This is a genomic window from Streptomyces macrosporus (genome assembly GCF_039533145.1).
Classification (GTDB): Bacteria; Actinomycetota; Actinomycetes; order Streptomycetales; family Streptomycetaceae; genus Streptomyces; species Streptomyces macrosporus.
Genome location: NZ_BAAASZ010000032.1, coordinates 45,654 through 67,611, shown reverse-complemented (window position 1 = coordinate 67,611; position 21,958 = coordinate 45,654). Strand labels below are relative to the sequence as shown.

Sequence of the window (21,958 nt, the reverse complement as noted above, 5' to 3'; positions counted from 1 at the left end):
CCGCTCAGGGGTGTGGGGTCACAGGGCGGTCATGACGTGCTTGATGCGGGTGTAGTCCTCCAACCCATAGGCCGACAGATCCTTGCCGTACCCGGACTTCTTGAACCCCCCGTGCGGCATCTCGGCCACCAACGGAATATGGGTGTTGATCCACACACACCCGAAGTCCAACGCCCGCGACATCCGCATCGCCCGCGCATGATCCCGGGTCCACACCGAGGACGCCAACCCGTACTCCACCCCGTTGGCCCAGGCCACCGCCTCCGCCTCGTCGACGAACCGCTGCACCGTGATCACCGGACCGAAGACCTCGCTCTGAACGATCTCGTCGTCCTGCTCCACCCCGGAGACCACCGTGGGCGCGTAGAAGAACCCCCGCTCCCCCACCCGGACCCCCCCGGTCTCCACCCGCGCACGCGCCGGCAACCGCTCCACGAAACCGGCCACCTTCTCCAACTGGGCGGCACTGTTCAACGGCCCGTAGAAACACTCCGGATCGGCCGGATCCCCGGTCCGAACCTCGGCCGCGGCCTTGGCCAACGCCGCCACGAACTCGTCGTGCACGCTCTCGTGCACCAACACCCGAGTGGCCGCGGTGCAGTCCTGCCCGGCGTTGAAGAACCCCCCGTCCCGGATCCCGGCCACCGCCGCCGCCAGATCGGCGTCCTCGAACACCACACACGGCGCCTTGCCGCCCAACTCCAGATGGACCCGCTTGACGTCCCGCGCCGCACTGCCGGCCACCTCCATCCCGGCCCGCACCGACCCGGTGATCGAGACCATCGCCGGCGTGGGATGCTCCACCATCAGCCGCCCGGTGTCCCGATCACCGCACACCACGTTGAAGATCCCGCCCGGCAGCCCCGCCTCCCGCAGCACCTCGCCGACGATCTCGGCCAACAGCACCGTGGAGGCCGGCGTGGTGTCCGACGGCTTGAGCACCACGGTGTTGCCCGCCGCCAGGGCCGGCGCGAACTTCCACACCGCCATCATCAGCGGATAGTTCCACGGCGCCACCTGGGCGCACACCCCCACCGGCTCACGCCGCACGAACGAGGTCAACCCGGCCATGTACTCCCCGGCCGCCTTGCCCTCCAACAGCCGCGCCGCCCCGGCGAAGAACCGCACCTGGTCGATCATCACCGGCAGCTCCTCGGTACGGGTCAACGCCGGCGGCTTGCCGGTGTTCTCGCACTCGGCCGCCAACAGCTCCTCGCCCCGCCGCTCCATCGCGTCGGCGATCTTCAACAACACCGCCTGCCGGGTGCCCGGCGTGGCGTCCCGCCAGACCGGAAAGGCGGCCGCGGCCGCGGCCATCGCCGCGTCCACGTCCGCGGCCCCGGACACCGGCGCCGTCGCGTACACCTCGCCGGTCGCCGGATTCACCACCTCGCCGGCGCGCCCGTCGACCGCCTCCCGGAACTCCCCGCCGATGTGATTGCGCAGTCGCCGCGGTTCAGTGGCCACCTCACGCCCTCCTGCCCTGGTGTCCGATAGATGAGACACCCACCCTAACCATCGGAGTCCTTCTTCGACATACCCGCTCATCGAGGACTTCCGGCCGACGTCGCGGTGCCGTCGGGCCGCGCCCCACCGACGGCGGCCGGCCGAAGGACCATTCGGTGGAAACTGGGCCGCGCCCGCGTCGGATGGGCGTCTCCACCACGGTCGCGGTCCGTACCGTGCCAGTGACCGATCCCCCTGGCACTCGTTCATCACCCCGTCAGGGGGAGGCACGACCCCGAAGGCGAGCGGAGGTGCCCGTCATGGTGGCTGCACCGGAGGATCTGCTCTGGGCACGCGGACTGCACTACGAGCACGAGGGGTCGCCCGCGCTGCAGGACGTCTCCGTCGGGGTCCGCGAAGGCGAGATCCTCTCCGTCGTCGGTCCGCGCGGCTGCGGCAAGTCCACGCTGTTGGGCTGTCTCTCGGGGCGGCTGGTGCCCGTGCGGGGCGAGGTGTGGTTCAACAGCGTCCCCCTGCACACCCTCTCCGAGTCCGCCCGCGAGCGGCTGCGCCTGGACCGGTTCGGCTGGATCGGCAGCGAACCGCAGCTCCTGCCCGAGCTGACCGCCTGGGAGAACGCCGCGCTGCCGCTGCTGCTCGCCGGCAGCGGCCACCGCGCCGCCCGGCGCGCCGCGTGCGAGTGGCTGGACCGGCTGGACGTCGGCGACTGCGCCCGCAAGCGGCCGGGCGCGCTGTTGCAGGCGCAGCGGCAGCGGGTGGCCATCGCCCGCGCGCTGGTGCACTCCCCCACCGTCGTGTTCGCCGACGAGCCGACGGCGCCGCTGCACCAGGCCGACCGCGCCCAGGTGCTGCGCACCCTGACCACCGCCGCCCGGTCGCACCGCATCACGGTCGTGCTGGCGACCGGCCAGGAGACCCGGATGGCGGGCGTGGCGGACCGTACGATCACGCTCGTGGACGGCCGTCGGGTGGGCGTCGACACCCCGGCCGCCTCGACGGGTCCGGAAGGCAGGGCAGCGTGCTCGCTCTCCGTCTAGTCCGCACCTTCCGCCCCACGGCCTTGGCGCGGCGGGCCGTGGTCGCCGGCATGGCCGGGGCCGTCGGTTTCCTGCTGTTGAGCGCGCTGGGGTACGCCGTCGCCCATCCCGAGCGTCCCGACGTGGCGCTGTCCCGGCTGCTGTGGTGCACGGTGCCGTTGGCGGCCTGTGTGCAGTTCGCCGCCGCCGCGGCCCGCACCGATCCGTGCGTGCGTCCCCGGGAGGGGCTGGACGCGGTCGGGGTGGGGCCCGCGCGGCTGCCGCTGCTGGCCGCGTTCTCCACGGCCCTGTCCTGTGCCGTGGGGTGTGCTCTGGCCCTGCCCGCCTTCGTGCACCTGCGCGTCGGGCTGGGCGACGCGCCGCTGGCCGGGGCCGCCGCGGAGCTGCTGGGCGCCGGACGGGAGCTGCCGTGGGCCGCCGTGGTGACGCTGCTGGCCGTGCCGCCGTCGGCCGCGGCCGGGGCGAGCGCGGTGGCGACGCGGCTGCGCGCGCTTCCGCCCGCCGGTCCCGTGGCGCAGCCCCGCACGCCTCCGCCCGTGCCCGCGGGGCTGCCGTGGGGTGTGGCGGTCACGGCGGTCGGGTTGGCCGTGGAGGCCTTCGCCGCCGACCGGGCCGTCTCGTCCCCGGGCCCCGAGGTGCCGATGCCGGGTTCCCTGGACGGTCTCGGCCCGGGGGTCGTCGGCGGGTGGCTGCTGATCGCCCTGGGGCTGGGGCTCGCCGGGCCCGGTCTGGTCCATCTGTGCGGGCTGCTGCTGGCGATGGGGCGGCCCGGAGCGCTGCGGCTGCTGTCGGGCCGGGCGCTGCGGGAGGAGGCGCCGCGGGTCGGCCATTCGCTGGGGATGCTGTGCGCGGTGGTCGCGGGCGCGCTGGCGACGGCCCGGCTGTACGGGTCCGCCGGTGGTCCCCCGGCCGGGCCGCTCACGCTGCTGGGCGCGGCGGTGGTCGTGGTGTGCGCGGTGGCCGGCGCGTTGAGCGCGGCGGCGGAGTTCCGCGCCGCGCGGGCGTCCGCCACCGCCGGTCTGCGCCGGCTCGGCGTCCCCCGCGGCACGCTGCGCGCCGCGGCGGCGCTGCGGGTGGCGGCGCTGGCGGCCGTGCTGGTGCCGTCGGCCTGGCTGATCGCGGAACTGGCCGCGCTGCCGCTGGCGCGCTGAGGGGCGCCCGTCCCCCGCTAGGTCCCCCGCCGGGCCGTGCCGTTCCCGGTGTCCTGTCCGAGGACGACCACGTCGCCGGCGTCGAAGGCGACGGTGACGGCCGTGCCCGGCTCGGGTGCCGTGTGCAGGGGGCAGGACGCCTCCAGGGCGGGTCCGTCGCCGGGGTCGAGCAGCAGCGAGATCTCCGAGAAGCCGCCGCCGCGCAGGGTGCGGGCGGTGACGGTGCAGGGCAGCCCTCGGCCGGGGGTGGCGGTCAGGCGCACCCCGGCGGGCCGTATCAGCAGGGTGCACGGCCCGGAGGGGGTGCCGGGCGGTACGGGCACCTCGCCCCAGGGGGTGTCGGCGGTGTCCTCGCGGACGGTCGCCGGGGCGATGTTGGTGAAGCCCAGGAAGCGGGCGACGAACTCGGAGGCGGGACGCAGCCACACCTCGACGGGGCTGCCGGTCTGGGCGATCCGGCCCCGGTCCATCACCACCACCCGGTCGGCGAGCGCGAACGCCTCGCCCTGGTCGTGGGTGACGGCGAGCACGGTGGTGCCCAGGCTGCGGAAGAGCTGCCGCAGTTCGACCACGAGCCGCTCGCGCAGGGACCGGTCGAGCTGGCCGAGCGGCTCGTCCAGCATCAGCAGTCGGGGGCGGGGGGCCAGGGCGCGGGCGAGCGCGACGCGCTGCTGCTCGCCGCCGGACAGGGCGGTGACCGGGCGGCGCTGGGCGCCGGGGAGGCCGACGAGGTCCAGCAGTTCGGCGACCCGCTTCTCCGCCTCCTCGCGCGGGGTTCCGCGCATGCGCGGCCCGAAGGCGACGTTGCCGCCGACGTCGCGGGTGGGGAAGAGCTGGTGGTCCTGGAACATCAACCCCACCCCGCGGCGGTGCGGCGCGACGCCCCGCTGGTCGCGGCCGTCGAGCAGCACGCGCCCGGCGTCCGGCTCCCGCAGTCCGGCGACGGCCCGCAGCAGCGTGGACTTGCCGCTGCCGGAGGGGCCGAGGACGCAGACGATCTCGTGTTCGGCGACGTCCAGGTCCACCGCGTCCAGGGCCGTGCGGTCGCCGAAGCGCACGGTGACCGCCTCCAGTCGCAGCGACGCCATCTCTACAGCTCTCCCGATCGGTCGGTGCGGACGCTCTCCAGCGCCAGCAGGGTGGCCGCGCACACCAGCATCAGGACGGTGCTGAGCGCCATCGCCTGGCCGTAGTTGGCCTCTCCGGCGCGGCCCAGGAGGCGGGCGACGGCGACGGGCAGGGTGGGCGCGTCGGCGCGGGCGATGAAGACGGTGGCGCCGAACTCCCCCAGGGAGACGGCGAAGGCGAAGCCCGCCGCGACCAGCAGGGACCGCCGCACCAGCGGCAGGTCGACCTCGCGCCACACCCGCGGCGGCGAGGCGCCCAGCACGGCGGCGGCCTCGCGCAGCCGGTGGTCCACGGCCCGCAGCACCGGCAGCAGGGTCCGCACGACGAACGGCACGCCGACCAGGGCCTGGGCCAGCGGCACCAGGATCCACGACGAGCGCAGGTCCAGCGGGGGCTCGTCGAGGGCGACGAGGAAGCCGAAGCCGACGGTGACGGCCGAGGTGCCCAGCGGCAGCATCAGCAGCGCGTCGAAGCCGCGCACCAGCCGTCCGACCCGGCGGCCCGACTCGGGGAGGGTGAGCGCGACGGCGGCCAGGCCGCCGACGGCGAGGGCGACGCAGGTGGCGACGGCGGCGTAGGCGAGGGAGTTGCCGATCGCCTCCAGCGGGGCGACCGTGAACGTCCCGCCGTCGGCCGAGGCCAGGGCGCGGTAGTGGGCCAGGCCGTAGCCGTCGGGCCCGTTCAGGGAACGTTCGACGAGCACCGCGAGCGGGGTGACCAGCAGCACGGCGATCTGGACCAGGACGGCCACCAGCAGCGCCCACTGGCGTGCCCCGCGCGGGCGGCGGGCGGTGCCGGCGGCGTCGACCAGTCCCCGGGTGCCCCGGTGCCGGCGGACGGTGCGGGCGTGGACGGCCAGCAGGGCGGCCACCGCGGCGAACTGCACCAGGGTCAGGACGGCGGCGGTGGGCAGGTCCAGCAGGTGGGCGGTCTGCCGGTAGATCTCCACCTCCAGGGTGGCGTAGCGGGGGCCGCCGAGGATCTGGACGACGCCGAAGGAGGTGAAGGTGAACAGGAAGACCGTCAGGGCGGCGGCGGCCACGGCGGGGGCCAGCGCCGGGAGCGTCACGGTGCGCCAAGCGGCCCAGCGGCTCGCGCCGAGCACCCGCGCGGCCTCCTCCTGGCGGGGGTCGAGCTGCGCCCACAGCCCTCCGACGACGCGGACCACCACGGCGTAGTTGAAGAAGACGTGGGCGAGCAGGATCGCGGCGGGGCCGGTGACCGGCGGCAGTCCCCACTCCTGGAGCAGCCCGCCGCGGCCCAGCAGTCCCAGGAACGCCGAGCCGACGACGACGGTGGGCAGCACGAACGGCACGGTGACGATCGCGCGCACCACCCGCCGGCCGGGGAAGTCGTAGCGGGCCAGGACGTAGGCGCCGGGCAGGGCCGTCAGGACGGTCAGGACGGTGGAGGCCGCCGCCTGCCAGAGCGTGAACCACAGCACGCCCCCGATGCCGGGGTCGGTGAGCACCTCGGCGAACCGCTCCGGGTGCCAGCGCCCGCCGTCGTACAGGCCGCGGGCGGTGATGGCGGCGACGGGGTAGGCGAAGAACAGCGCGAGGAACACGGCGGGCACGGCCATCAGGGCGAGCCGGACGGCCGCGCCGCGCGCTCCGCTCCCCGTGCCGGGGCCGCTCCTCACCTCACGACGAGCGAGGTCCACGTCTCGACCCACGCCTCACGGTTCTCGGCGATCCTCTCCGGGGCCATGGTGTGGGGGTCGGGGACCGTCTCGCCGTACTCGGTGAACACCTCGGGCAGCTCGGTGCCCTCGCGGACGGGGTTGACGAACATCTGCAGCGGCATGTCCTCCTGAAAGGTCTCGCTCACCAGGAAGTCCAGCAGCGCCTTGCCGCCCTCGGGGTTGTCCGCGCCGGAGAGGAGTCCGGCGAACTCGATCTGCCGGAAGCAGGTGCCGGTCGCCACTCCGGTGGGGGCCTGCTTCGGCGCGGGGTCGGCGTCGAGGACCTCGGCGGGCGGGCTGGAGGCGTAGGAGACGACCAGCGGCCGGTCGCCGCCGTTCTCGCCGCCGGCGGAGCCGGAGAAGCGGTCGTAGTACGCCTGCTCCCAGCCGTCGACGACCTCGACGCCGTTGGCCCTCAGCTTCTTCCAGTACGCCTCCCATCCCCCAGAGGCTTCGCCTCGGGCGGTGCCCCCGTCCCCGTACTCGGCGACGGTGGCGAGCAGGAAGCCCAGGCCGGGCGAGGAGGTGGCGGCGTTCTCGACGACCAGGAGGTCCTTGTACTCCGGCTCGACGAGGTCGTCCAGGGTCTTCGGGGGTTCGATGCCGCGCTTCTCGAACCAGGCGCGGTCGTAGTTGACGCAGACGTCGCCGGTGTCGACGGGGGTGACGCGGTGCTTCTCGCCGTCGAGTCGGTACTCGGCGGGTATCTTCTCCAGCCCCTCGGCCTCGTACGGTGTGAACAGGCCGTTCTCCAGGGCCCGGGAGAGGAGGGTGTTGTCGACGCCGAAGAAGACGTCGCCCTGCGGGTCGTCCTTGGAGAGGATCGCCTGGTTGAGGGCCGAGCCGGCGTCGCCGCCGCTCAGCACCTTCACCGTGTGGCCGGTCTCCTCGGTGAACTTCTCCAGCACCTCGTCGGAGGCCGCGAAGGAGTCGTGGGTGACCAGGGTGACGGTCTTCTTCTCCTCGCCCTCGTCGGACGGCTGCGAGCCGCCGCAGGCGGTCAGGGCGGAGACGGTGAGCGTGCCGAGGACGGCGACGCCGAGGGCGCGCCGGAATGTCGTGACCACGGTGTGTTGACTCCCTACGCCGGTACTAACCGGATCAGGTTCGAGGGTCTGCGGCTCACCGGCCGGTCCGCGGGACCGGGACGGCGACACCGCACTCTCAGCGCTGTACGCGCTCCCCTGTCGGTATGTCGATTCTGTGTGCGATCGCTACGGTACCAGGGCCGCCCGCGCCGTCAGCGCTCGGTGGCGGCGAGCTGTCCGCAGGCTCCGTCGATCTCCTGCCCGCGGGTGTCGCGGACGGTCACCGGCACGCCGTGCGCCTCCAGCGCCTGGACGAAGGCCCGCTCGTCCTCGGGCCGGGAGGCGGTCCACTTCGAGCCGGGCGTGGGGTTGAGGGGGATGAGGTTGACGTGCGCCCTCTTCCCCGCCAGCAGCCGCCCGAGGAGGTCGCCCCGCCACGCCTGGTCGTTGATGTCGCGGATCATGGCGTACTCGATGGAGACCCGGCGGCCGGACTTCTCGGCGTACTCCCAGGCGGCGCCGAGGACCTCGCGGACCTTCCACCGGGTGTTGACCGGCACCAGGGTGTCGCGCAGTTCGTCGTCGGGGGCGTGCAGGGAGACGGCCAGCCGGCACTTGAAGCCCTCGTCGGCGAGGCGGTGGATCGCCGGGACCAGCCCGACGGTGGACACGGTGATCCCCCGCTGGGACAGGCCCATGCCGTCGGGCTCGGGGTCGGTGAGGCGGCGGATGGCGCCGACGACCCGCTGGTAGTTGGCCAGCGGCTCGCCCATCCCCATGAAGACGATGTTCGACAGCCGCGCCGGTCCTCCGGGCACCTCGCCGTCGCGCAGGGCGCGCATGCCCTCGACGATCTGGTGGACGATCTCGGCGGTGGACAGGTTGCGGTCCAGCCCGGCCTGCCCGGTGGCGCAGAAGGGGCAGTTCATGCCGCATCCGGCCTGCGAACTGACGCACATCGTCACCCGGTCCGGGTAGCGCATCAGCACGGACTCCACCAGCGTCCCGTCGTGCAGCCGCCACAGCGTCTTGCGGGTGGCGCCGTCGTCGCAGGTGACGTGCCGCACCACGGTCATCAGCTCGGGCAGCAGTTCGGCGGCCAGCCTCCCGCGCGCGGCGGCCGGGATGTCGGTCCAGGCGGCGGGGTCGGTGGCGCCGCGGGCGAAGTAGTGCCGCGAGAGCTGCTGGGCGCGGAAGGGCTTCTCGCCGATGGCGGCGACCGCCTCGCGGCGCTCGGCGGGCGTGAGGTCGGCGAGGTGCCGCGGCGGCTTGGCGGCCCCGCGCGGCGCGACGAAGGTGAGTTCTCCGGGTGCAGGCATGGTCCGTCCAGTGTCGCAGATCGACTCCGACGGCCCGGGCCGGAGCAGGGAGACGGTGGTCACCCCCGGCCGTCCTCCGCCGCCGCCGTCGGCCACCCTCGCACGGCCCGGAGACGGCCCGGAGCATCCCCGCCAGACGGCCACACCGGGCTCGAACACTGCTGGAGAGGACAGGCATTCGACCCTGAGTCGACCGGGCGGATCACTCACCGGTCTTGGCGCCTTGTGGATGAGCCTGGCGGTCTGTCCGCGTGAAGCGCCCCAGAGAGGACGATGCCGCGTGGACGGCCGTCTCAAGTCCGGGCTGCACGTCGCGCTCCGCGTCGCCGGCCAGGAAAACCGTCGGAGCGAGGGTTCGCCCGTGGCTCACGGGCACTCGCAGCCGCTGCCGCTCGACCGGAACGTGAACGGCTGTGGCCGGGTGCGATAGCCCAAGCCCTGCGGCAGCGGTCGCTTACAGCCCGCCGCCCTGCTCTCGCACTGTCTGGTGGTTGCGGCTGCCCGCTGTGCGATCCCTTCCATGCGACTGACGAACGCGCGGTCCTCGAGCTCGCACTTCATGCTCTGCCGCTGCGGCCGGCTCGCGAACTTCGGTCGATGGTCGAACCGCTCGACGCGCTCTACGTATCACGAAGCCGGCCGGACCCGTTCGCCTCTCCCGATGATGGTTGGTGGGCCCGCCGGTGCTGGGGCTGAACCCCGGAACGGGCGCCGACGTCGACGAGCGGGAGATCTTGAAAACCGTCGTGGCGGCGACACCACCGTGGGTTCAAATCCCACAGCCCCCACACTTCAACGGCCCCTGACCAGCATCAACGGTCGGGGACCCTTGCCGTTCCCCCTACCCGCCGGTGACCGCCGTTCCCCGTGGTTCCCCGCTCGATGGGGCGCGGAGGGGACACGGTCGCCAGTCGACTTGCTTCCGACGAACGTGGATTTTCGCCTCGGTTCGAGAATTGGCTCGTAGGGCAGGCTCAGAACGCACCGCTTCCCCAAGGCTGCTTGTTGCCGCCAATACGGCATCCAGAGCTTCTCGTGCACTTGTGCCACCTCCCTGCAAGATCATCCCTTGGGCTGCAAACGGCTTCTTCCGTGGCTCCGTGGCCGCTTTCCGCACAGACTCCGAGGCCATGAGGTCCACCTCAACGCCTGGTTTGTGCATACAGACGAGCGGAATTCGCGCAAAGCGCCGTCATTCTCACCGCGTGAAACAGAAAGCAGGGCCTCGTGCCGGCCGTGGACAGCCGGCGACAAGTCTCGGTACAGGTGGCGCTTGTCGTCCGGCCAACGCACGCGTTCCTCGTGAGCGCGCTGCTCCCGCTGGAGACGTATCCGGCTCCGCTGGGCCGGCCAAGCGCTGGAGAAGCCCGATACAGCTCCTGCTGTGGCGCCAAGGAGGCCTGTCGGCGCTGCGTCCAAGTCAATTCCCACCCGTTCCTGTGGCGTGGGCTTGTGTTTCCAACCAAGACGCAGAGCGCTGTGAGACGAGGTCGGTGGAGCGGCTTTGGGCGGGAGCCGCCCAAGCCGTGGAGCCGGCCGGGCCCGGCCACCGCGGGTTTCTCCTCGTCGGCGTGGCCGTTCAGACGCGCGGCCGGCGGGAGCCGGGCCGCCCTTGACGGCGTCCTCGGTACGGTCCGGACGCCCTGACGCCCCCAGGTGGCCCGGTCCCTCGGAGCGCAGTCCCAGCGCGTTTGCGACGGAAGGAGGAAGGGACCACAGTCGGAAGGAGAAGGGGGATGCATGGTGCTCTTCCTCGCGATCCTGCTCATTCTCCTCGCGGCCCTGCTCGTCCTCATCGGGATGACGTTGATCGCCCTGGGGGCCTTCCTGCTCCTGATCGGATCGTTCGTGATCCTCATAGGGACGACCTTGGCCGCCATGGGGGCCTTCCTGCTGGTACGGAGGGCCCTGAAGCGGCGGCGGCGACAGCGACACCGTGCCTAGACGGCGGTGGCCACACATCTCGTCCGACGGCTGCGGCACGGCAGGATCGTCGGCCCGGCCGAGTACGCCGTCCGGTCGGGATTTTCGGCAGGTGGCAGGGCCCGGGCCTGGGCCCTGCGAGGACGGCCCGGGCCGGGAAACCCGTCGATGGCCGCTCTCGACCGTCCCGTTTGCGCGGAGCCACCGGCTCGCCGACTCATCGAAGAAGGCCCGCGGCCGCATGCGTTCGACGACCGGCCCGGCCATGGCGATCGCGGCCGACGCCACGATCAGGTCGGCGGGCCGAGCGGGAGCGGCAGGGTGTGCGGGACGTCCGGCCCCGGTCGGCCCGTCGGCCGGTTTCCGTGATGCCCGATACGGCGAGGGGGGTCGCCGGCACCGCGGTGCCGGCGACCCCCCTCGCCGTCATATCGTTCGGGCCGGACGGTCAGCCCGCGCCGACGAAGAGCACCATCGACAGCCAGACCACGGGAGCGGTCGGCAGGAGCGAGTCGAGCCGGTCCATGATGCCGCCGTGGCCGGGCAGCAGGGTGCCCATGTCCTTGATGCCCAGGTCCCGCTTGATCATGGATTCGCCGAGGTCGCCCAGGGTCGCGCTGACGGCCACGGCCAGTCCCAGCAGCAGGCCCTGCCACCAGATTCCGCCGTCGATGAGGAAGTGCATGCACAGCGCGCCCACGGCCATCGCGAGGGCCACCGCTCCCAGCAGTCCCTCGCGGGTCTTGCCGGGGCTGATGCGCGGGGCGAGCTTGTGGCGGCCGAAGCGCCAGCCGACGGCGTACGCCCCGGTGTCGCTGACGACGGTGAGCAGCAGGAAGGTGAGCACCCGCCACGGGCCGTCGTCGGCCGCGAGCATCATGGCGACGAAGGTGGCCAGGAAGGGGACGTAGAAGGCGGCGAAGACACCCGCCGTGACGTCCCGCAGGTACTCCCGGGGGTCCTCCGTCATCCGCCACACCAGCACGGCGAGGGCGGTGAGCGCCGCGGCCACCCAGGCGCCCTCGGCGCCGCGGACGTATCCGGCGACGACCATGGCCGCGCCGCCGACCGCCAGCGGCACCAGGGGCGCCCGGATCTGCTTGTGCTCGGCGAGCCGGGAGGTCAGCTCCCACAGCCCGACCACGACCGCGACCACGATCACGCCGACGAAGACGGGCTTGTAGACGAAGAGCGAGGCGAGGACGGCGGCGCCCAGGCCCAGGCCGACCCCTATCGCGGCGCGCAGGTCGCGACCGGCTCTCTTCTTGCGGCCGGACGAGCGGCCCGGGGTCACGGGACCGACCTGCTGTTCGGACGGGCCGTTGCCGGAAGCCGGGCTTCCGGACGGCCGCCCGGCCGCTCGATCGTCGCGATCGTCCTGGTCACCGCCGGGGGCGTCGGGCACAATGGGCATACGCCGAGTCTGCGACGCATCGCCGCCCTCGTGCACGGAACCCGCCGGTGCCGGCGCCACCTCCGCGCGAAGCGGGGAGGAGTAGCCCTGTTCGGGAGGGTTCCAGTATCCGGAGTGACCGGGCTGTCCGGCACTCGGCGGTGGTGCTCCCCAGGATGAGTCATTCACGAATATCGCAGCCTCAGACCTCGAGCAGCTCGGCTTCCTTGTGCTTGAGCAGCTCGTCCACCTGCGCGACGTACTTGGCGGTGGTGTCGTCGAGCTCCTTCTCGGCGCGGCGCCCCTCGTCCTCGCCGATGTCACCGTCCTTGATGGCCTTGTCGATGGCCTCCTTGGCCTTGCGGCGGACGCTGCGGATGGAGATCTTGGCGTCCTCGGCCTTGCCCTTGGCGACCTTGATGTACTCCCTGCGGCGCTCCTCGGTCAGCTCCGGGAAGACGACCCGGATGATGTTGCCGTCGTTGGAGGGGTTGACCCCGAGGTCGGAGTCGCGGATGGCCTGCTCGATGTTCCGCAGCGCGCTCTTGTCGAACGGGGTGACCACGGCCATCCGCGGCTCGGGCACCGAGAACGACGCGAGCTGGTTGATCGGGGTCATCGCGCCGTAGTAGTCCGCCACGATCTTGTTGAACATCGCAGGGTGCGCACGGCCGGTGCGGATCGCGGCGAAGTCCTCCTTGGCGACGACGACCGCCTTCTCCATCTTCTCCTCGGCTTCGAGGAGGGTCTCTTCGATCACCACGTGCTCCTGGTTCGCTGATTGAGCCGGAAAGCCCTGATTCCTGCACGGTGTCCGACCGGCAGGCTGTTGTCCATCCCCGTACCGTGCCCATCGTGCGGCACGGAGTTGCCGTACGGCGTCGTGTGAACCGCGCCGCCGTACGGACGTCGTGTCGTGCCGGTGAGGGCGTCAGGTCCGGGAGCCCTGGTCGCTCACGAGCGTGCCGATCTTCTCACCCTTCACCGCCCGTGCGATATTCCCCTCGGCCAGCAACTCGAAGACGAGGATCGGCAGCTTGTTGTCGCGGCAGAGGGTGATGGCGGTGGCGTCGGCGACCTTCAGGTCTCGGGCGATGACCTCGCCGTACTCCAGGGCGTCGAACTTCACCGCGTCGGGGTTCGTGGCGGGGTCGGAGTCGTAGACGCCGTCCACGCCGTTCTTGCCCATCAGCAGTGCCTCGGCGTCGATCTCCAGGGCGCGCTGGGCGGCGGTGGTGTCGGTGGAGAAGTACGGCATGCCCATACCGGCTCCGAAGATGACCACCCGTCCCTTCTCCAGGTGCCGCACGGCCCGCAGCGGGATGTACGGCTCGGCGACCTGCCCCATGGTGATGGCGGTCTGGACGCGGGAGTCGATGCCCTCCTTCTCCAGGAAGTCCTGGAGGGCGAGGCAGTTCATCACCGTGCCGAGCATGCCCATGTAGTCGGAGCGGGCCCGGTCCATGCCGCGCTGCTGGAGTTCGGCGCCGCGGAAGAAGTTGCCGCCTCCGATGACGACGGCGATCTCGGCGCCGTCCCGCACCACGGCGGCGATCTCACGGGCGACCTTGTGCACGACGTCGGGGTCGACTCCGAGCCCTCCGCCTCCCGCGAACGCCTCACCGGAGAGTTTCAGCAGGAAGCGACGGCGGTTGCGGTGTTTGTCGGAGGCTTTGCCCCCGGGGTCGATGCCCTGTTTCATGCTGATCTCCTCGTGCACATACGAAGGAGGCCATCGCCGGTGGTTCCTCTCGGTCCCTGAAAGCGGCAATGGCCTCCTCGTCACAACTGCGGTCGTCCGTCCGTAGGCGACGCACCGGGACGGGCCCCGTGGCCGACCCTGCCGGGTGCGGCCGGTCCGCCGTGGAAGTACGGCGTACGGGTCAGGCGCCGACGCGGAAGCGGGCGAAGCGCTTCAGCGTGACACCGGCCTCGTCCAGCACCTTCTGGACGGTCTTCTTGTTGTCCTTCGCGAAGGGCTGGTCCAGGAGGCAGTTCTCCTTGAAGAAGCCGTTCACGCGACCCTCGACGATCTTCGGCAGGGCCTGCTCGGGCTTGCCCTCCTCGCGCGCGGCGGCCTCGGCGACGCGGCGCTCGTTGGCGACGGTCTCCTCCGGGACGTCCTCGCGGGAGAGGTACTTCGGGGCGAACGCGGCGATGTGCTGCGCCACGTCCTTGGCGACCTCGGCGTTCTCCTGCTCCAGCTCGACCAGGACGCCGACCTGCGGCGGCAGGTCCGGGCTGGTGCGGTGCATGTAGGCGGCCACGTAACCGCCGGAGAACTGCGCGAAGCGGTCCAGGACGATCTTCTCGCCGAGCGCGGCGTTCGCCTCGTCCACGTAGGCCTGGACGGTCTTGCCGGCCTCGATCTCGGAGTCGAGGAGCGCCTGGACGTCGGCCGGGGAGGTGGCGGCGACGTGGGCGGCGATGGCGTCGGCGACCGCGAGGAACTTCTCGCCCTTGGCGACGAAGTCGGTCTCGCACTTCAGCTCGACCAGCACACCGGACTTGTTGTCGTCGGCGATCAGGGAAACGACGGCGCCGTTCTCGGCGGTGCGGGACTCGCGCTTGGCGACGCCCTTCTGACCCTTGACGCGGAGGATCTCGACGGCCTTGTCGACGCTGCCCTCGGCCTCGTCCAGGGCCTTCTTGCAGTCCATCATGCCGGCGCCGGTGAGCTCGCGGAGCTTCTTGACGTCGGCGGCGGTGTAGTTCGCCATGGTCGGTGAATCTCTTCTCGAAAAGTCGATGAGGATGGGTCGATCTACCTACAGGTGTACGGCGGGGGCGGCGCTCATGGCACCGCCCCCGGCCGTACCACTGTGCTGCGTGCTCAGGCCTGCTCGGCGGGCTTGTCGGCCTCGGCCGGCTGCTCGTCCTCGGCGGCCTTCTCCTCGGCCGGGGCCTGGGACGCCTGGGCCTCGTCGGCCTTCTTGGCGTCGCCCTCCAGCAGCTCGCGCTCCCACTCGGCGAGCGGCTCGCCGGCGGCCTTCTCGCCCTTGCCCTCGCCGGCGGCGCCGGAGCGGGCGAGGAGGCCCTCGGCCACGGCGTCGGCGATCACGCGGGTGAGCAGGGTGACGGAGCGGATCGCGTCGTCGTTGCCCGGGATCTTGTAGTCGACCTCGTCCGGGTCGCAGTTGGTGTCGAGGATGGCGACGACCGGGATGTTGAGCTTGCGCGCCTCACCGACGGCGATGTGCTCCTTCTTGGTGTCCACGATCCAGACGGCGCTGGGCACCTTCTGCATGTCGCGGATACCGCCGAGCGTCTTCTCCAGCTTGGCCTTCTCGCGGGAGAGGACCAGCAGCTCCTTCTTGGTGAGGCCGGAGGAGGCCACGTCCTCGAAGTCGATCTGCTCGAGCTCCTTCAGGCGCTGCAGGCGCTTGTGGACGGTCGAGAAGTTGGTCAGCATGCCGCCGAGCCAGCGCTGGTTGACGTAGGGCATGCCCACGCGCGTGGCCTGCTCGGCGATGGCCTCCTGGGCCTGCTTCTTGGTGCCGACGAACATGATGGAGCCGCCGTGGGCGACGGTCTCCTTGACGAACTCGTAGGCGCGGTCGATGTACGACAGCGACTGGAGCAGGTCGATGATGTAGATGCCGTTGCGCTCGGTGAAGATGAAGCGCTTCATCTTCGGGTTCCAACGGCGGGTCTGGTGCCCGAAGTGGACGCCGCTCTCCAGCAGCTCCCGCATCGTGACGACGGCCATGGCCGTATCTCCTTGGATGCTCGGTTGTCCGCGGCGGCCGGGTGACCGCCGCTCCTGACGCCCCGGCGCGCTTGCCTGCGGATGGGCCCGGGGACCGTCTCCGAGGACCGAGGTGCGCGGCCACCGAATGCGGGGTGGCGGGGCGTGCGAAGTCGACCCGGTGACCCGGATCGCACCAGAAGTGTACGGGACCGGGGAACCGGCAGGCGACACGCACACGGGCCACGCGCGCCCCGTGCCGGACACCGGCGGGTCGGGGCGGGTCGGCGTGTCGGGTGACGGACTTTTCCACAACCGGCCGGTACTCCACCGTCTCCGGCCGGGATCCCCACGCGGCCTCTCCCGGCGTCACGCTGTGCGCATGGGACTTCGACTCTGTGCGGCGTTACTGTGCTGTCTACCGCTCCTGTCCGCGGGGGCGGCTCCGGCCCGTGCGGCTCCCGGGGACGGCCCGGCCGCCGGTGCCGGACGGGTCCGGCCGGTGCCGGGGGCGGTGGAGCGCGGCTGGGAGCCGCCGCCCGTCCGTTGGGCGGCGGGCCACCGCGGTGTGGACCTGGTGGCCCGTCCGGGGGATCCGGTGCGCGCGGTGGCGGCGGGCCGGGTCTCGTTCGCCGGGAGGGTCGCCGGGCGTGGGGTGGTCTCGATCGAGTTGGCGGCCACGGGCGACCCGCCGCTGCGCGTCACGTACGAGCCGGTCGGGGCGAGCGTCCGCGAGGGCGATCGGGTCGCGGCGGGGGACGTGGTGGGGGTGCTGGAGTCGGAGGGCCGGCACTGCCCGGCGGGGTGTCTCCACTGGGGGCTGCGCCGTGGTGAGGCGTATCTGGATCCGCTCTCCCTGCTGCGCCACGGCCCCTCCCGGCTGCTCCCGGTGTTGGGGGTGCCGCTTCCGCGGGAGCCGACGGCCGGGTCGGGCGACGGGGTCCGCCCGACGGCGGCGGTCGGCGGGGCCTCGTCCGCGGGCGCCGCCGTGGGGGCGGTGGCACTGGCCGCGGCGGCGGTCTGGGCCCACCGCCGTCACGCCCGCCCGCGCGGCGAGCGCCCGTCCGCGTGAACCGGATCGGGGCGGACCGGATCGGGGCGGACCGGATCGGGGCGCAGGACGTACGGGCACGGGGGGACGCCCCGGGGGTCTCGCTCGCCGGCGCCCCGTACGCCCCGGAGCCGGCATGTCCCTGGACCGGCATGTCCACGGGGTGGGGGTGGGGGTGGGGGTGGGGGGCGGAAGGGGGGAGGGGTCAGCCCCCCACGCCGTGGAGCACCATCGACACCGCTGCCCGTGTGATCCGCTCCGGGTCCTCGGCGGCGCCCAGTTCGATGCGGCGGACCGCGGCGTCCACGACGCCCTGCAGCAGGGTGGCGGCCAGTCGGGGCTCGTCGTGGCCCAGGGCTTCGAGGGCGTCCACGACCATGGTGATCAGTCCGCCGTGGGCGGCGCGGATCTTCTCCCGGGCGGCCGCGTCCAGTTCGCCGGCCGAGATGGCGACGACGGCCCGGTGGCGGCGGTCGCCGACCAGGGTCAACTGCTGCCGCACATAGGCCTCGATCTTCGCTTCGGGGGTGTCGGCCCGCTCCATGGCGGCCTCCACCTCGGCCGCCCAGACGGGGAAGTCGACGGCGCACAGTTCCTCGACGACGGCCGCACGGGAGCGGAAGTACTCGTAGACGGAGGAACGTGCCAGTCCCGTGCGTTCGGCCAGGGCGGGGAAGGTCAGTGCTTCCGTACCGCCCTCGGACAGCAGGGACCGCGCCGCCTCCAACAGGGCGTCACGCTGCATCCTCCGGTGCTCGGCCACGGAGGCCGCTCGAATCCTTGGCACGCGTCCCACTGTAGGGAGGGGAGTACCGATTCAGCGACTGACGTCGGCCAACTTGGCCCGGAGTTGCAGCACGGACTTGGTGTGGATCTGGCTGACGCGGCTTTCGGTGACCCCGAGCACCTGTCCGATCTCGGCCAGGGTGAGCCCTTCGTAGTAGTAGAGGGTGACCACGGTCTTCTCGCGTTCGGGCAGGGTGTTGACCGCGCGGGCCAGCAGCCGCCGCAACTCGCGGTCCTCGGCGATCTCGACGGGGTTGTCGGCGGCCGTGTCCTCCAGGGTGTCCATGAGGCTGAGGCGGTCGCCGCCCTCGCCGCCGGCGTGGAGCACTTCCTCCAGGGCGACCACGTTGGTCAGCGGCAGCTGGCTGAAGATGCCGTGGAGTTCCTCCAGGGGGATTCCCATCTCGTCCGCGACCTCGGCCTCCGACGGCGTGCGTCGCAGGGTGGCCTCCAGCGCGGCGTGGGCGCGTTCGAAGGCGCGGGCCTTCTGCCGTACGGAGCGGGGGATCCAGTCCAGTGCCCGCAGTTCGTCGATCATGGCCCCGCGGATGCGGGTGATGGCGTAGGTCTCGAACTTGATCGAGCGGCTCGGGTCGAACTTCTCGATGGCGTCGATCAGTCCGAACACTCCGGAGGAGACGAAGTCGGCCTGCTCCACGTTGGCGGGCAGGCCGACGCTGACGCGCCCGGCCACGTACTTGACCAGGGGCGAGTAGTGGAGGATCAGCTGTTCCCGCAGCCGCTCGTCACCCGTGCACTTGTACGACCGCCACAGTTCGTCGAGCGATCTGGGCGGGGCAGGGCGTGCAGCGTCGTCGGCTGCAGTCGGTTCTGCCGTGGCCGTGCGGTCGGACCCGGGGGTGTGGTGGGGCATGCGTGGTCTTGAGCCGTTCTGCCGTGAGCTGTGATCTGTGCGCTGACGCCGATGGGACCGATGGGGGGTGGGAACCTTCGGAGCGTAGCGTGACTGAAGTGTCGCTCAGTGCGAGGAGTGGTCGATCGGGCATACCGCAGATACGTTCCGCTGCCCGCACCCCGGGATTAACCCGGCGGTCGGGGCGGTCCTGCGAGGCCGCGCGGAACGAACCATTCAGCGATCATGTACCTCACCCTTTCACTCGATCGCCCCAGGTCAAGGACCGCCTCGTCACCTGTTGGGGTGTTGGTTCGTCCGTCGCACCAACTGCCAGTGGTCGCCGTTGCGTTCGAGGAAGCCGAGTGAGGCCAGTTCCTGGAGGCGAACGAGTGCGCGGTCCTCCGTGAGGGCGGCGGCACGCGCCACCGCGGCCGTGCCGAGCGCGCCTCGGGCGGGCAGTGCCTCCAGTACGCGTGCGGCCTCCGGTGTCAGCAGGTCGCGCGGCAGCATCGGTCCGCGTTTCTCGGGGGCCAGCTCGCCGATGTTGCCGACCAGTTCGATGATCTCGGCCGCGTCGGTGACGACGACGCCCTCGCCGCGCAGGAGTTGGTGGACCCCTGCCGACAGGCCGCTGGTCACCGGGCCGGGCACGCCCATCGTGACCCTGCCGAGGGCGAGCGCGCGCCGGGCGGTGACCAGTGATCCGCTGCGCAGTTCGGCCTCCACCACGACGGTGCCGCGGGCGAGGGCCGCGATCACGCGGTTGCGCAGCACGAACCGGCTGCGGGTCGGATGGTCTCCGGGTGGGAGTTCGGCGACCAGCAGGCCCTGTTCCCCGATGCGTCGGATCAGCGAGCCGTTGCCCGGCGGGTAGGCCACGTCGACCCCGCAGGCCAGGACCCCGACGGTGGCACCGTCCACCGCCAGGGCGCCGCCGTGGGCGGCCCCGTCCACGCCGTAGGCCGCGCCGGAGATCACCGTCCAGCCGCGGGCGGCCAGGCTGGAGCCGAGCACCGCCGCGACGTGGGCGCCGTAGTCCGTGCACGCCCGGGCGCCGACGACGGCGACCGAGCGCAGCGCCCACAGGCGCAGCGAGGCCCTGCCGCGCACCCACAGTCCGACGGGGCGCCCGTCGCCCAGATCGTCCAGTTGACTGGGCCATTCGGGGTCTCCGGGGCAGACGAAGCGTCCGCCCAGTGCGTCGACGGCCCTCAGGTCGGCTTCGGGGTCGAGTCCGCGGGCCCGTTGCCGCAGTCCGGCCCAGCGGGCCCGGGAAACGCCGGGCAGGGGTGTTTCGGAGGCGAGGGCCTTGAGGGTGTCCACGGCGCCGTGGCGGTCGAGCCATCTGTTCACCGTCTCGTCCCCGGGTTCCCCGACCCTGGTGAGCGCCGCCCTCGCCAGGCGCTCGTCGTCGCCGATCACGTCCGCCCCTTGGCAAGTGCCGTGCCGCGCCGCACGCCCGTGCGCAGTTCCAGCGCGCCGTCCACGTCGTCGGCGGTGGGCCGGTCGTGTCCGGCGAGGTCGGCGAGGGTCCAGGCGACCCTGAGGACCCTGTCCAGGCCGCGTGCGGTGAGCAGGCCGCGTTCCATGTCCTCCTCGGCGCGGCCCAGTGCTCCGGGCGCTCCCGGCCATCGGGTGCGCAGTTCGTGTCCGGGGACCTCGCTGTTGGTGCGCCAGGGGGTTTCGGCGTAGCGGGCGGCTGCTCGCTCCCGTGCGGTGCGGACGCGGGCCGCCACCGTCTCGGTGGATTCGCCGTGGGCGCCGGGGTCGGCCAGTTCGGCGCGGGTGACGGGTTCGACGGTGACGCGGAGGTCGACGCGGTCGAGCAGGGGACCGGAGAGGCGTGCGCGGTAGCGCCGGACCGAGGAGGGCCGGCACTCGCAGCCGCCGCCTCGGGAGCCGTGTCGGCCGCAGGGGCAGGGGTTGGCGGCGAGGACGAGGAGGAAGCGGGCGGGCATGCGCATCATGCCCTGGGCCCGGGCCACGACGACCTGGCCGGACTCCAGTGGTTGGCGGAGGGCGTCGAGCACCCGTGCGCTGCATTCGGCCGCCTCGTCCAGGAAGAGCACTCCGTGGTGGGCGAGGGAGACCGCTCCGGGGCGGGGCAGTCCGCTGCCACCCCCGACGAGGGAGGCCATGGTGGCCGAGTGGTGGGGGGCGCAGTACGGCGGCCGGTCGATCAGCGGCCTGTCGGCCGGCAGCGCTCCGGCCACGGAGTGGATGGCGGTGACCTCCAGGGCTTCCTTCGAGGCGAGGGGCGGCATCAGGCCGGGCAGTCGTTCGGCGAGCATGGTCTTGCCCGCGCCCGGTGGTCCTTTGAGGAAGAGGTGGTGGCGGCCGGCGGCGGCCACTTCCAGGGCTTTGCGGGCTGCGGTCTGTCCGGCGACCTCGGCGAGGTCCACGGGACGTTCACCGCCGAGACCCGGGAGGCTGCCCGCCGTGCCGGGCACGGTGAGCCCGGCGAGCATCGGGGCCGCGGTGCCGTCCTCGGCCGGGTCCTCGTCGGGTACGGGTGCGTCGGTCAGGATGGCGACGAGTTGACGCAGGGACCGGACGCCGAGTACGGAGACGCCGGGCACCAGGGCCGCCTCGGAGGCGGTCTGCTCGGCGACCACGACGTGGCGGTACCCGGCCTCGGCGGCTGCCAGGACGGTGGGGAGGACGCCGCGGACGGGTCGGACGCGGCCGTCGAGCCCCAGTTCGCCGATCATCACCAGGTCGGTGAGTTCGCGGGGGTCGATCCGTTCCGCGGCGCCGAGGACCGCGCAGGCCACGGCCAGGTCGAAGCCGCTGCCGCTCTTGGGCACCGAGGCGGGGCTGAGGCCGACCGTGAGTTTCTTCTGCGGCCAGTCGATGCCGGAGTTGACGACGGCGGCCCTGACCCGGTCACGGCTTTCGACCAGGCTCTTGTCGGGCAGTCCCACCAGGGTGAACGTGGCGAGGCCCGGTTCGAGGTCGGCCTGGACCTCGACGACCACGCCCTCGACGCCGACGAGGGCGACCGAGCAGGTGCGGGCGAATCCCATCTCAGGCCACCCCCTTGACGTGCCGCACCACGGGCGCGCCGCGTTCGGGCAGGACGATGCCGACGAGGTCGATGCGCACTCCCCCGGTCGGCGGGCGGCCGTACCGGGTGAGCCAGCGTTCGGTGAGCCAGCGGGCGGCGAGCCTGCGCAGCCGTGCCGCCTTGCGCGGGGTGACGGCCGCCATCGGGTGTTCGTACGAGCCGGCTCTGCGGGTCTTGACCTCGCAGATGACGAGTGCGTCGGCGTCCCGGGCGACGATGTCGATCTCGCCGCTCCGGCAGCGCCAGTTGCGGTCCAGGACGGCCATGCCCAGTTCGCGCAGTCGCCGGGCGGCCAGGTCCTCGCCGTAGCGTCCGAGTGCTTCCCTGCCGTTCATCGGTACCACCTCCGGGTCCGACTGTGACGGCTGCGGAGGCGTCCG

Annotated in this window: 19 protein-coding genes and 1 riboswitch; of the genes, 4 read left to right on the top strand and 15 right to left on the bottom strand. The window is 72.5% G+C overall.

Features of this window, described 5'->3' with window-relative positions:
• Window positions 1-18 precede the first annotated feature (18 nt).
• A complete protein-coding gene (locus tag ABD335_RS23760; RefSeq protein WP_344327007.1) occupies window positions 19-1,467 on the bottom strand; it encodes a gamma-aminobutyraldehyde dehydrogenase in 1,449 nt (482 codons plus the stop codon).
• 299 nt (window positions 1,468-1,766) lie between these two features.
• Here ABD335_RS23760 and ABD335_RS23755 point away from each other — a divergent pair, with 299 nt between their 5' ends.
• Entirely contained in the window at window positions 1,767-2,504 is a 738-nt protein-coding gene (locus ABD335_RS23755) for an ABC transporter ATP-binding protein (protein WP_344327004.1), read from the top strand.
• On the top strand, window positions 2,486-3,655 hold the full coding sequence (locus tag ABD335_RS23750; protein WP_344327002.1) for a hypothetical protein: 1,170 nt from the start codon (window positions 2,486-2,488) through the stop codon (window positions 3,653-3,655). Before ABD335_RS23755 ends, ABD335_RS23750 begins: the two co-directional genes overlap by 19 nt.
• Before the next feature lie 17 nt (window positions 3,656-3,672).
• On the opposite strand, the gene ABD335_RS23745 is transcribed toward ABD335_RS23750, so the two are convergent.
• The 4 genes from ABD335_RS23745 to rlmN all read right to left on the bottom strand — a co-directional run bounded on the left by ABD335_RS23745 (window position 3,673) and on the right by rlmN (window position 8,814).
• The gene (locus tag ABD335_RS23745; protein WP_344327000.1) at window positions 3,673-4,743 is read right to left on the bottom strand and encodes an ABC transporter ATP-binding protein; all 1,071 of its coding nucleotides are present in this window, start codon (window positions 4,741-4,743) and stop codon (window positions 3,673-3,675) included.
• Between the two features lie 2 nt (window positions 4,744-4,745).
• Entirely contained in the window at window positions 4,746-6,365 is a 1,620-nt protein-coding gene (locus ABD335_RS23740) for an ABC transporter permease (RefSeq protein WP_344327151.1), read from the bottom strand.
• A gap of 56 nt (window positions 6,366-6,421) precedes the next feature.
• Window positions 6,422-7,534: a thiamine ABC transporter substrate-binding protein gene (locus tag ABD335_RS23735; protein WP_344326998.1), complete on the bottom strand. Its 1,113-nt coding sequence runs from the start codon at window positions 7,532-7,534 to the stop codon at window positions 6,422-6,424.
• Window positions 7,529-7,663: riboswitch (TPP riboswitch) on the bottom strand. Its footprint overlaps the gene before it by 6 nt.
• Window positions 7,664-7,707: 44 nt before the next feature.
• Window positions 7,708-8,814 carry a dual-specificity RNA methyltransferase RlmN gene (gene rlmN / locus ABD335_RS23730; RefSeq protein ID WP_344326995.1) on the bottom strand — a complete coding sequence of 369 codons (1,107 nt, stop codon included), beginning with the start codon at window positions 8,812-8,814 and terminating at the stop codon, window positions 7,708-7,710.
• A gap of 1,740 nt (window positions 8,815-10,554) precedes the next feature.
• On the opposite strand from rlmN, the gene ABD335_RS23725 reads away from it, so the two are divergent.
• A complete protein-coding gene (locus tag ABD335_RS23725) occupies window positions 10,555-10,758 on the top strand; it encodes a hypothetical protein (protein WP_344326993.1) in 204 nt (67 codons plus the stop codon).
• 427 nt (window positions 10,759-11,185) lie between these two features.
• On the opposite strand, the gene ABD335_RS23720 is transcribed toward ABD335_RS23725, so the two are convergent.
• The 5 genes from ABD335_RS23720 to rpsB all read right to left on the bottom strand — a co-directional run bounded on the left by ABD335_RS23720 (window position 11,186) and on the right by rpsB (window position 15,839).
• Window positions 11,186-12,319 carry a phosphatidate cytidylyltransferase gene (locus tag ABD335_RS23720; RefSeq protein ID WP_344326990.1) on the bottom strand — a complete coding sequence of 378 codons (1,134 nt, stop codon included), beginning with the start codon at window positions 12,317-12,319 and terminating at the stop codon, window positions 11,186-11,188.
• A 13-nt stretch (window positions 12,320-12,332) separates the two neighbouring features.
• Entirely contained in the window at window positions 12,333-12,890 is a 558-nt protein-coding gene (gene frr / locus ABD335_RS23715; RefSeq protein ID WP_324920576.1) for a ribosome recycling factor, read from the bottom strand.
• A 171-nt stretch (window positions 12,891-13,061) separates the two neighbouring features.
• A complete protein-coding gene (gene pyrH, locus ABD335_RS23710) occupies window positions 13,062-13,832 on the bottom strand; it encodes a UMP kinase (RefSeq protein ID WP_344326987.1) in 771 nt (256 codons plus the stop codon).
• Between the two features lie 181 nt (window positions 13,833-14,013).
• Complete coding sequence (tsf, locus tag ABD335_RS23705) at window positions 14,014-14,850, bottom strand: translation elongation factor Ts (RefSeq protein WP_344326985.1); 837 nt, start codon at window positions 14,848-14,850, stop codon at window positions 14,014-14,016.
• A 113-nt stretch (window positions 14,851-14,963) separates the two neighbouring features.
• Complete coding sequence (rpsB, locus tag ABD335_RS23700; protein ID WP_344326983.1) at window positions 14,964-15,839, bottom strand: 30S ribosomal protein S2; 876 nt, start codon at window positions 15,837-15,839, stop codon at window positions 14,964-14,966.
• A gap of 481 nt (window positions 15,840-16,320) precedes the next feature.
• Here rpsB and ABD335_RS23695 point away from each other — a divergent pair, with 481 nt between their 5' ends.
• Window positions 16,321-16,890 carry a murein hydrolase activator EnvC family protein gene (locus tag ABD335_RS23695; protein WP_425583720.1) on the top strand — a complete coding sequence of 190 codons (570 nt, stop codon included), beginning with the start codon at window positions 16,321-16,323 and terminating at the stop codon, window positions 16,888-16,890.
• A 184-nt stretch (window positions 16,891-17,074) separates the two neighbouring features.
• On the opposite strand, the gene ABD335_RS23690 is transcribed toward ABD335_RS23695, so the two are convergent.
• The 5 genes from ABD335_RS23690 to ABD335_RS23670 form a co-directional block, all read right to left on the bottom strand.
• On the bottom strand, window positions 17,075-17,632 hold the full coding sequence (locus tag ABD335_RS23690) for a TetR/AcrR family transcriptional regulator (protein WP_344327149.1): 558 nt from the start codon (window positions 17,630-17,632) through the stop codon (window positions 17,075-17,077).
• Between the two features lie 54 nt (window positions 17,633-17,686).
• The gene (whiG, locus tag ABD335_RS23685) at window positions 17,687-18,529 is read right to left on the bottom strand and encodes an RNA polymerase sigma factor WhiG (RefSeq protein ID WP_344326981.1); all 843 of its coding nucleotides are present in this window, start codon (window positions 18,527-18,529) and stop codon (window positions 17,687-17,689) included.
• A gap of 273 nt (window positions 18,530-18,802) precedes the next feature.
• Window positions 18,803-19,930, bottom strand: a complete 1,128-nt coding sequence (gene dprA, locus ABD335_RS23680; RefSeq protein WP_344327147.1) for a DNA-processing protein DprA — start codon at window positions 19,928-19,930, stop codon at window positions 18,803-18,805.
• Window positions 19,930-21,537 carry a YifB family Mg chelatase-like AAA ATPase gene (locus ABD335_RS23675; protein WP_344326979.1) on the bottom strand — a complete coding sequence of 536 codons (1,608 nt, stop codon included), beginning with the start codon at window positions 21,535-21,537 and terminating at the stop codon, window positions 19,930-19,932. Before ABD335_RS23675 ends, dprA begins: the two co-directional genes overlap by 1 nt.
• 1 nt (window position 21,538) lies before the next feature.
• The gene (locus tag ABD335_RS23670; RefSeq protein WP_344326977.1) at window positions 21,539-21,913 is read right to left on the bottom strand and encodes a YraN family protein; all 375 of its coding nucleotides are present in this window, start codon (window positions 21,911-21,913) and stop codon (window positions 21,539-21,541) included.
• Window positions 21,914-21,958: the final 45 nt, after the last annotated feature.

What these genes read in the sequence shown, in the direction of transcription:
- tsf (WP_344326985.1), bottom strand. Translation starts at nt 14,850, where the DNA reads ATGGCGAACTACACCGCCGCCGACGTCAAGAAGCTCCGCGAGCTCACC.
- rlmN (WP_344326995.1), bottom strand. Translation starts at nt 8,814, where the DNA reads ATGCCTGCACCCGGAGAACTCACCTTCGTCGCGCCGCGCGGGGCCGCC.
- rpsB (WP_344326983.1), bottom strand. Translation starts at nt 15,839, where the DNA reads ATGGCCGTCGTCACGATGCGGGAGCTGCTGGAGAGCGGCGTCCACTTC.
- whiG (WP_344326981.1), bottom strand. Translation starts at nt 18,529, where the DNA reads ATGCCCCACCACACCCCCGGGTCCGACCGCACGGCCACGGCAGAACCG.
- ABD335_RS23745 (WP_344327000.1), bottom strand. Translation starts at nt 4,743, where the DNA reads ATGGCGTCGCTGCGACTGGAGGCGGTCACCGTGCGCTTCGGCGACCGC.
- ABD335_RS23675 (WP_344326979.1), bottom strand. Translation starts at nt 21,537, where the DNA reads ATGGGATTCGCCCGCACCTGCTCGGTCGCCCTCGTCGGCGTCGAGGGC.
- ABD335_RS23725 (WP_344326993.1), top strand. Translation starts at nt 10,555, where the DNA reads ATGGTGCTCTTCCTCGCGATCCTGCTCATTCTCCTCGCGGCCCTGCTC.
- pyrH (WP_344326987.1), bottom strand. Translation starts at nt 13,832, where the DNA reads ATGAAACAGGGCATCGACCCCGGGGGCAAAGCCTCCGACAAACACCGC.
- ABD335_RS23740 (WP_344327151.1), bottom strand. Translation starts at nt 6,365, where the DNA reads ATGGCCGTGCCCGCCGTGTTCCTCGCGCTGTTCTTCGCCTACCCCGTC.
- ABD335_RS23670 (WP_344326977.1), bottom strand. Translation starts at nt 21,913, where the DNA reads ATGAACGGCAGGGAAGCACTCGGACGCTACGGCGAGGACCTGGCCGCC.
- ABD335_RS23755 (WP_344327004.1), top strand. Translation starts at nt 1,767, where the DNA reads ATGGTGGCTGCACCGGAGGATCTGCTCTGGGCACGCGGACTGCACTAC.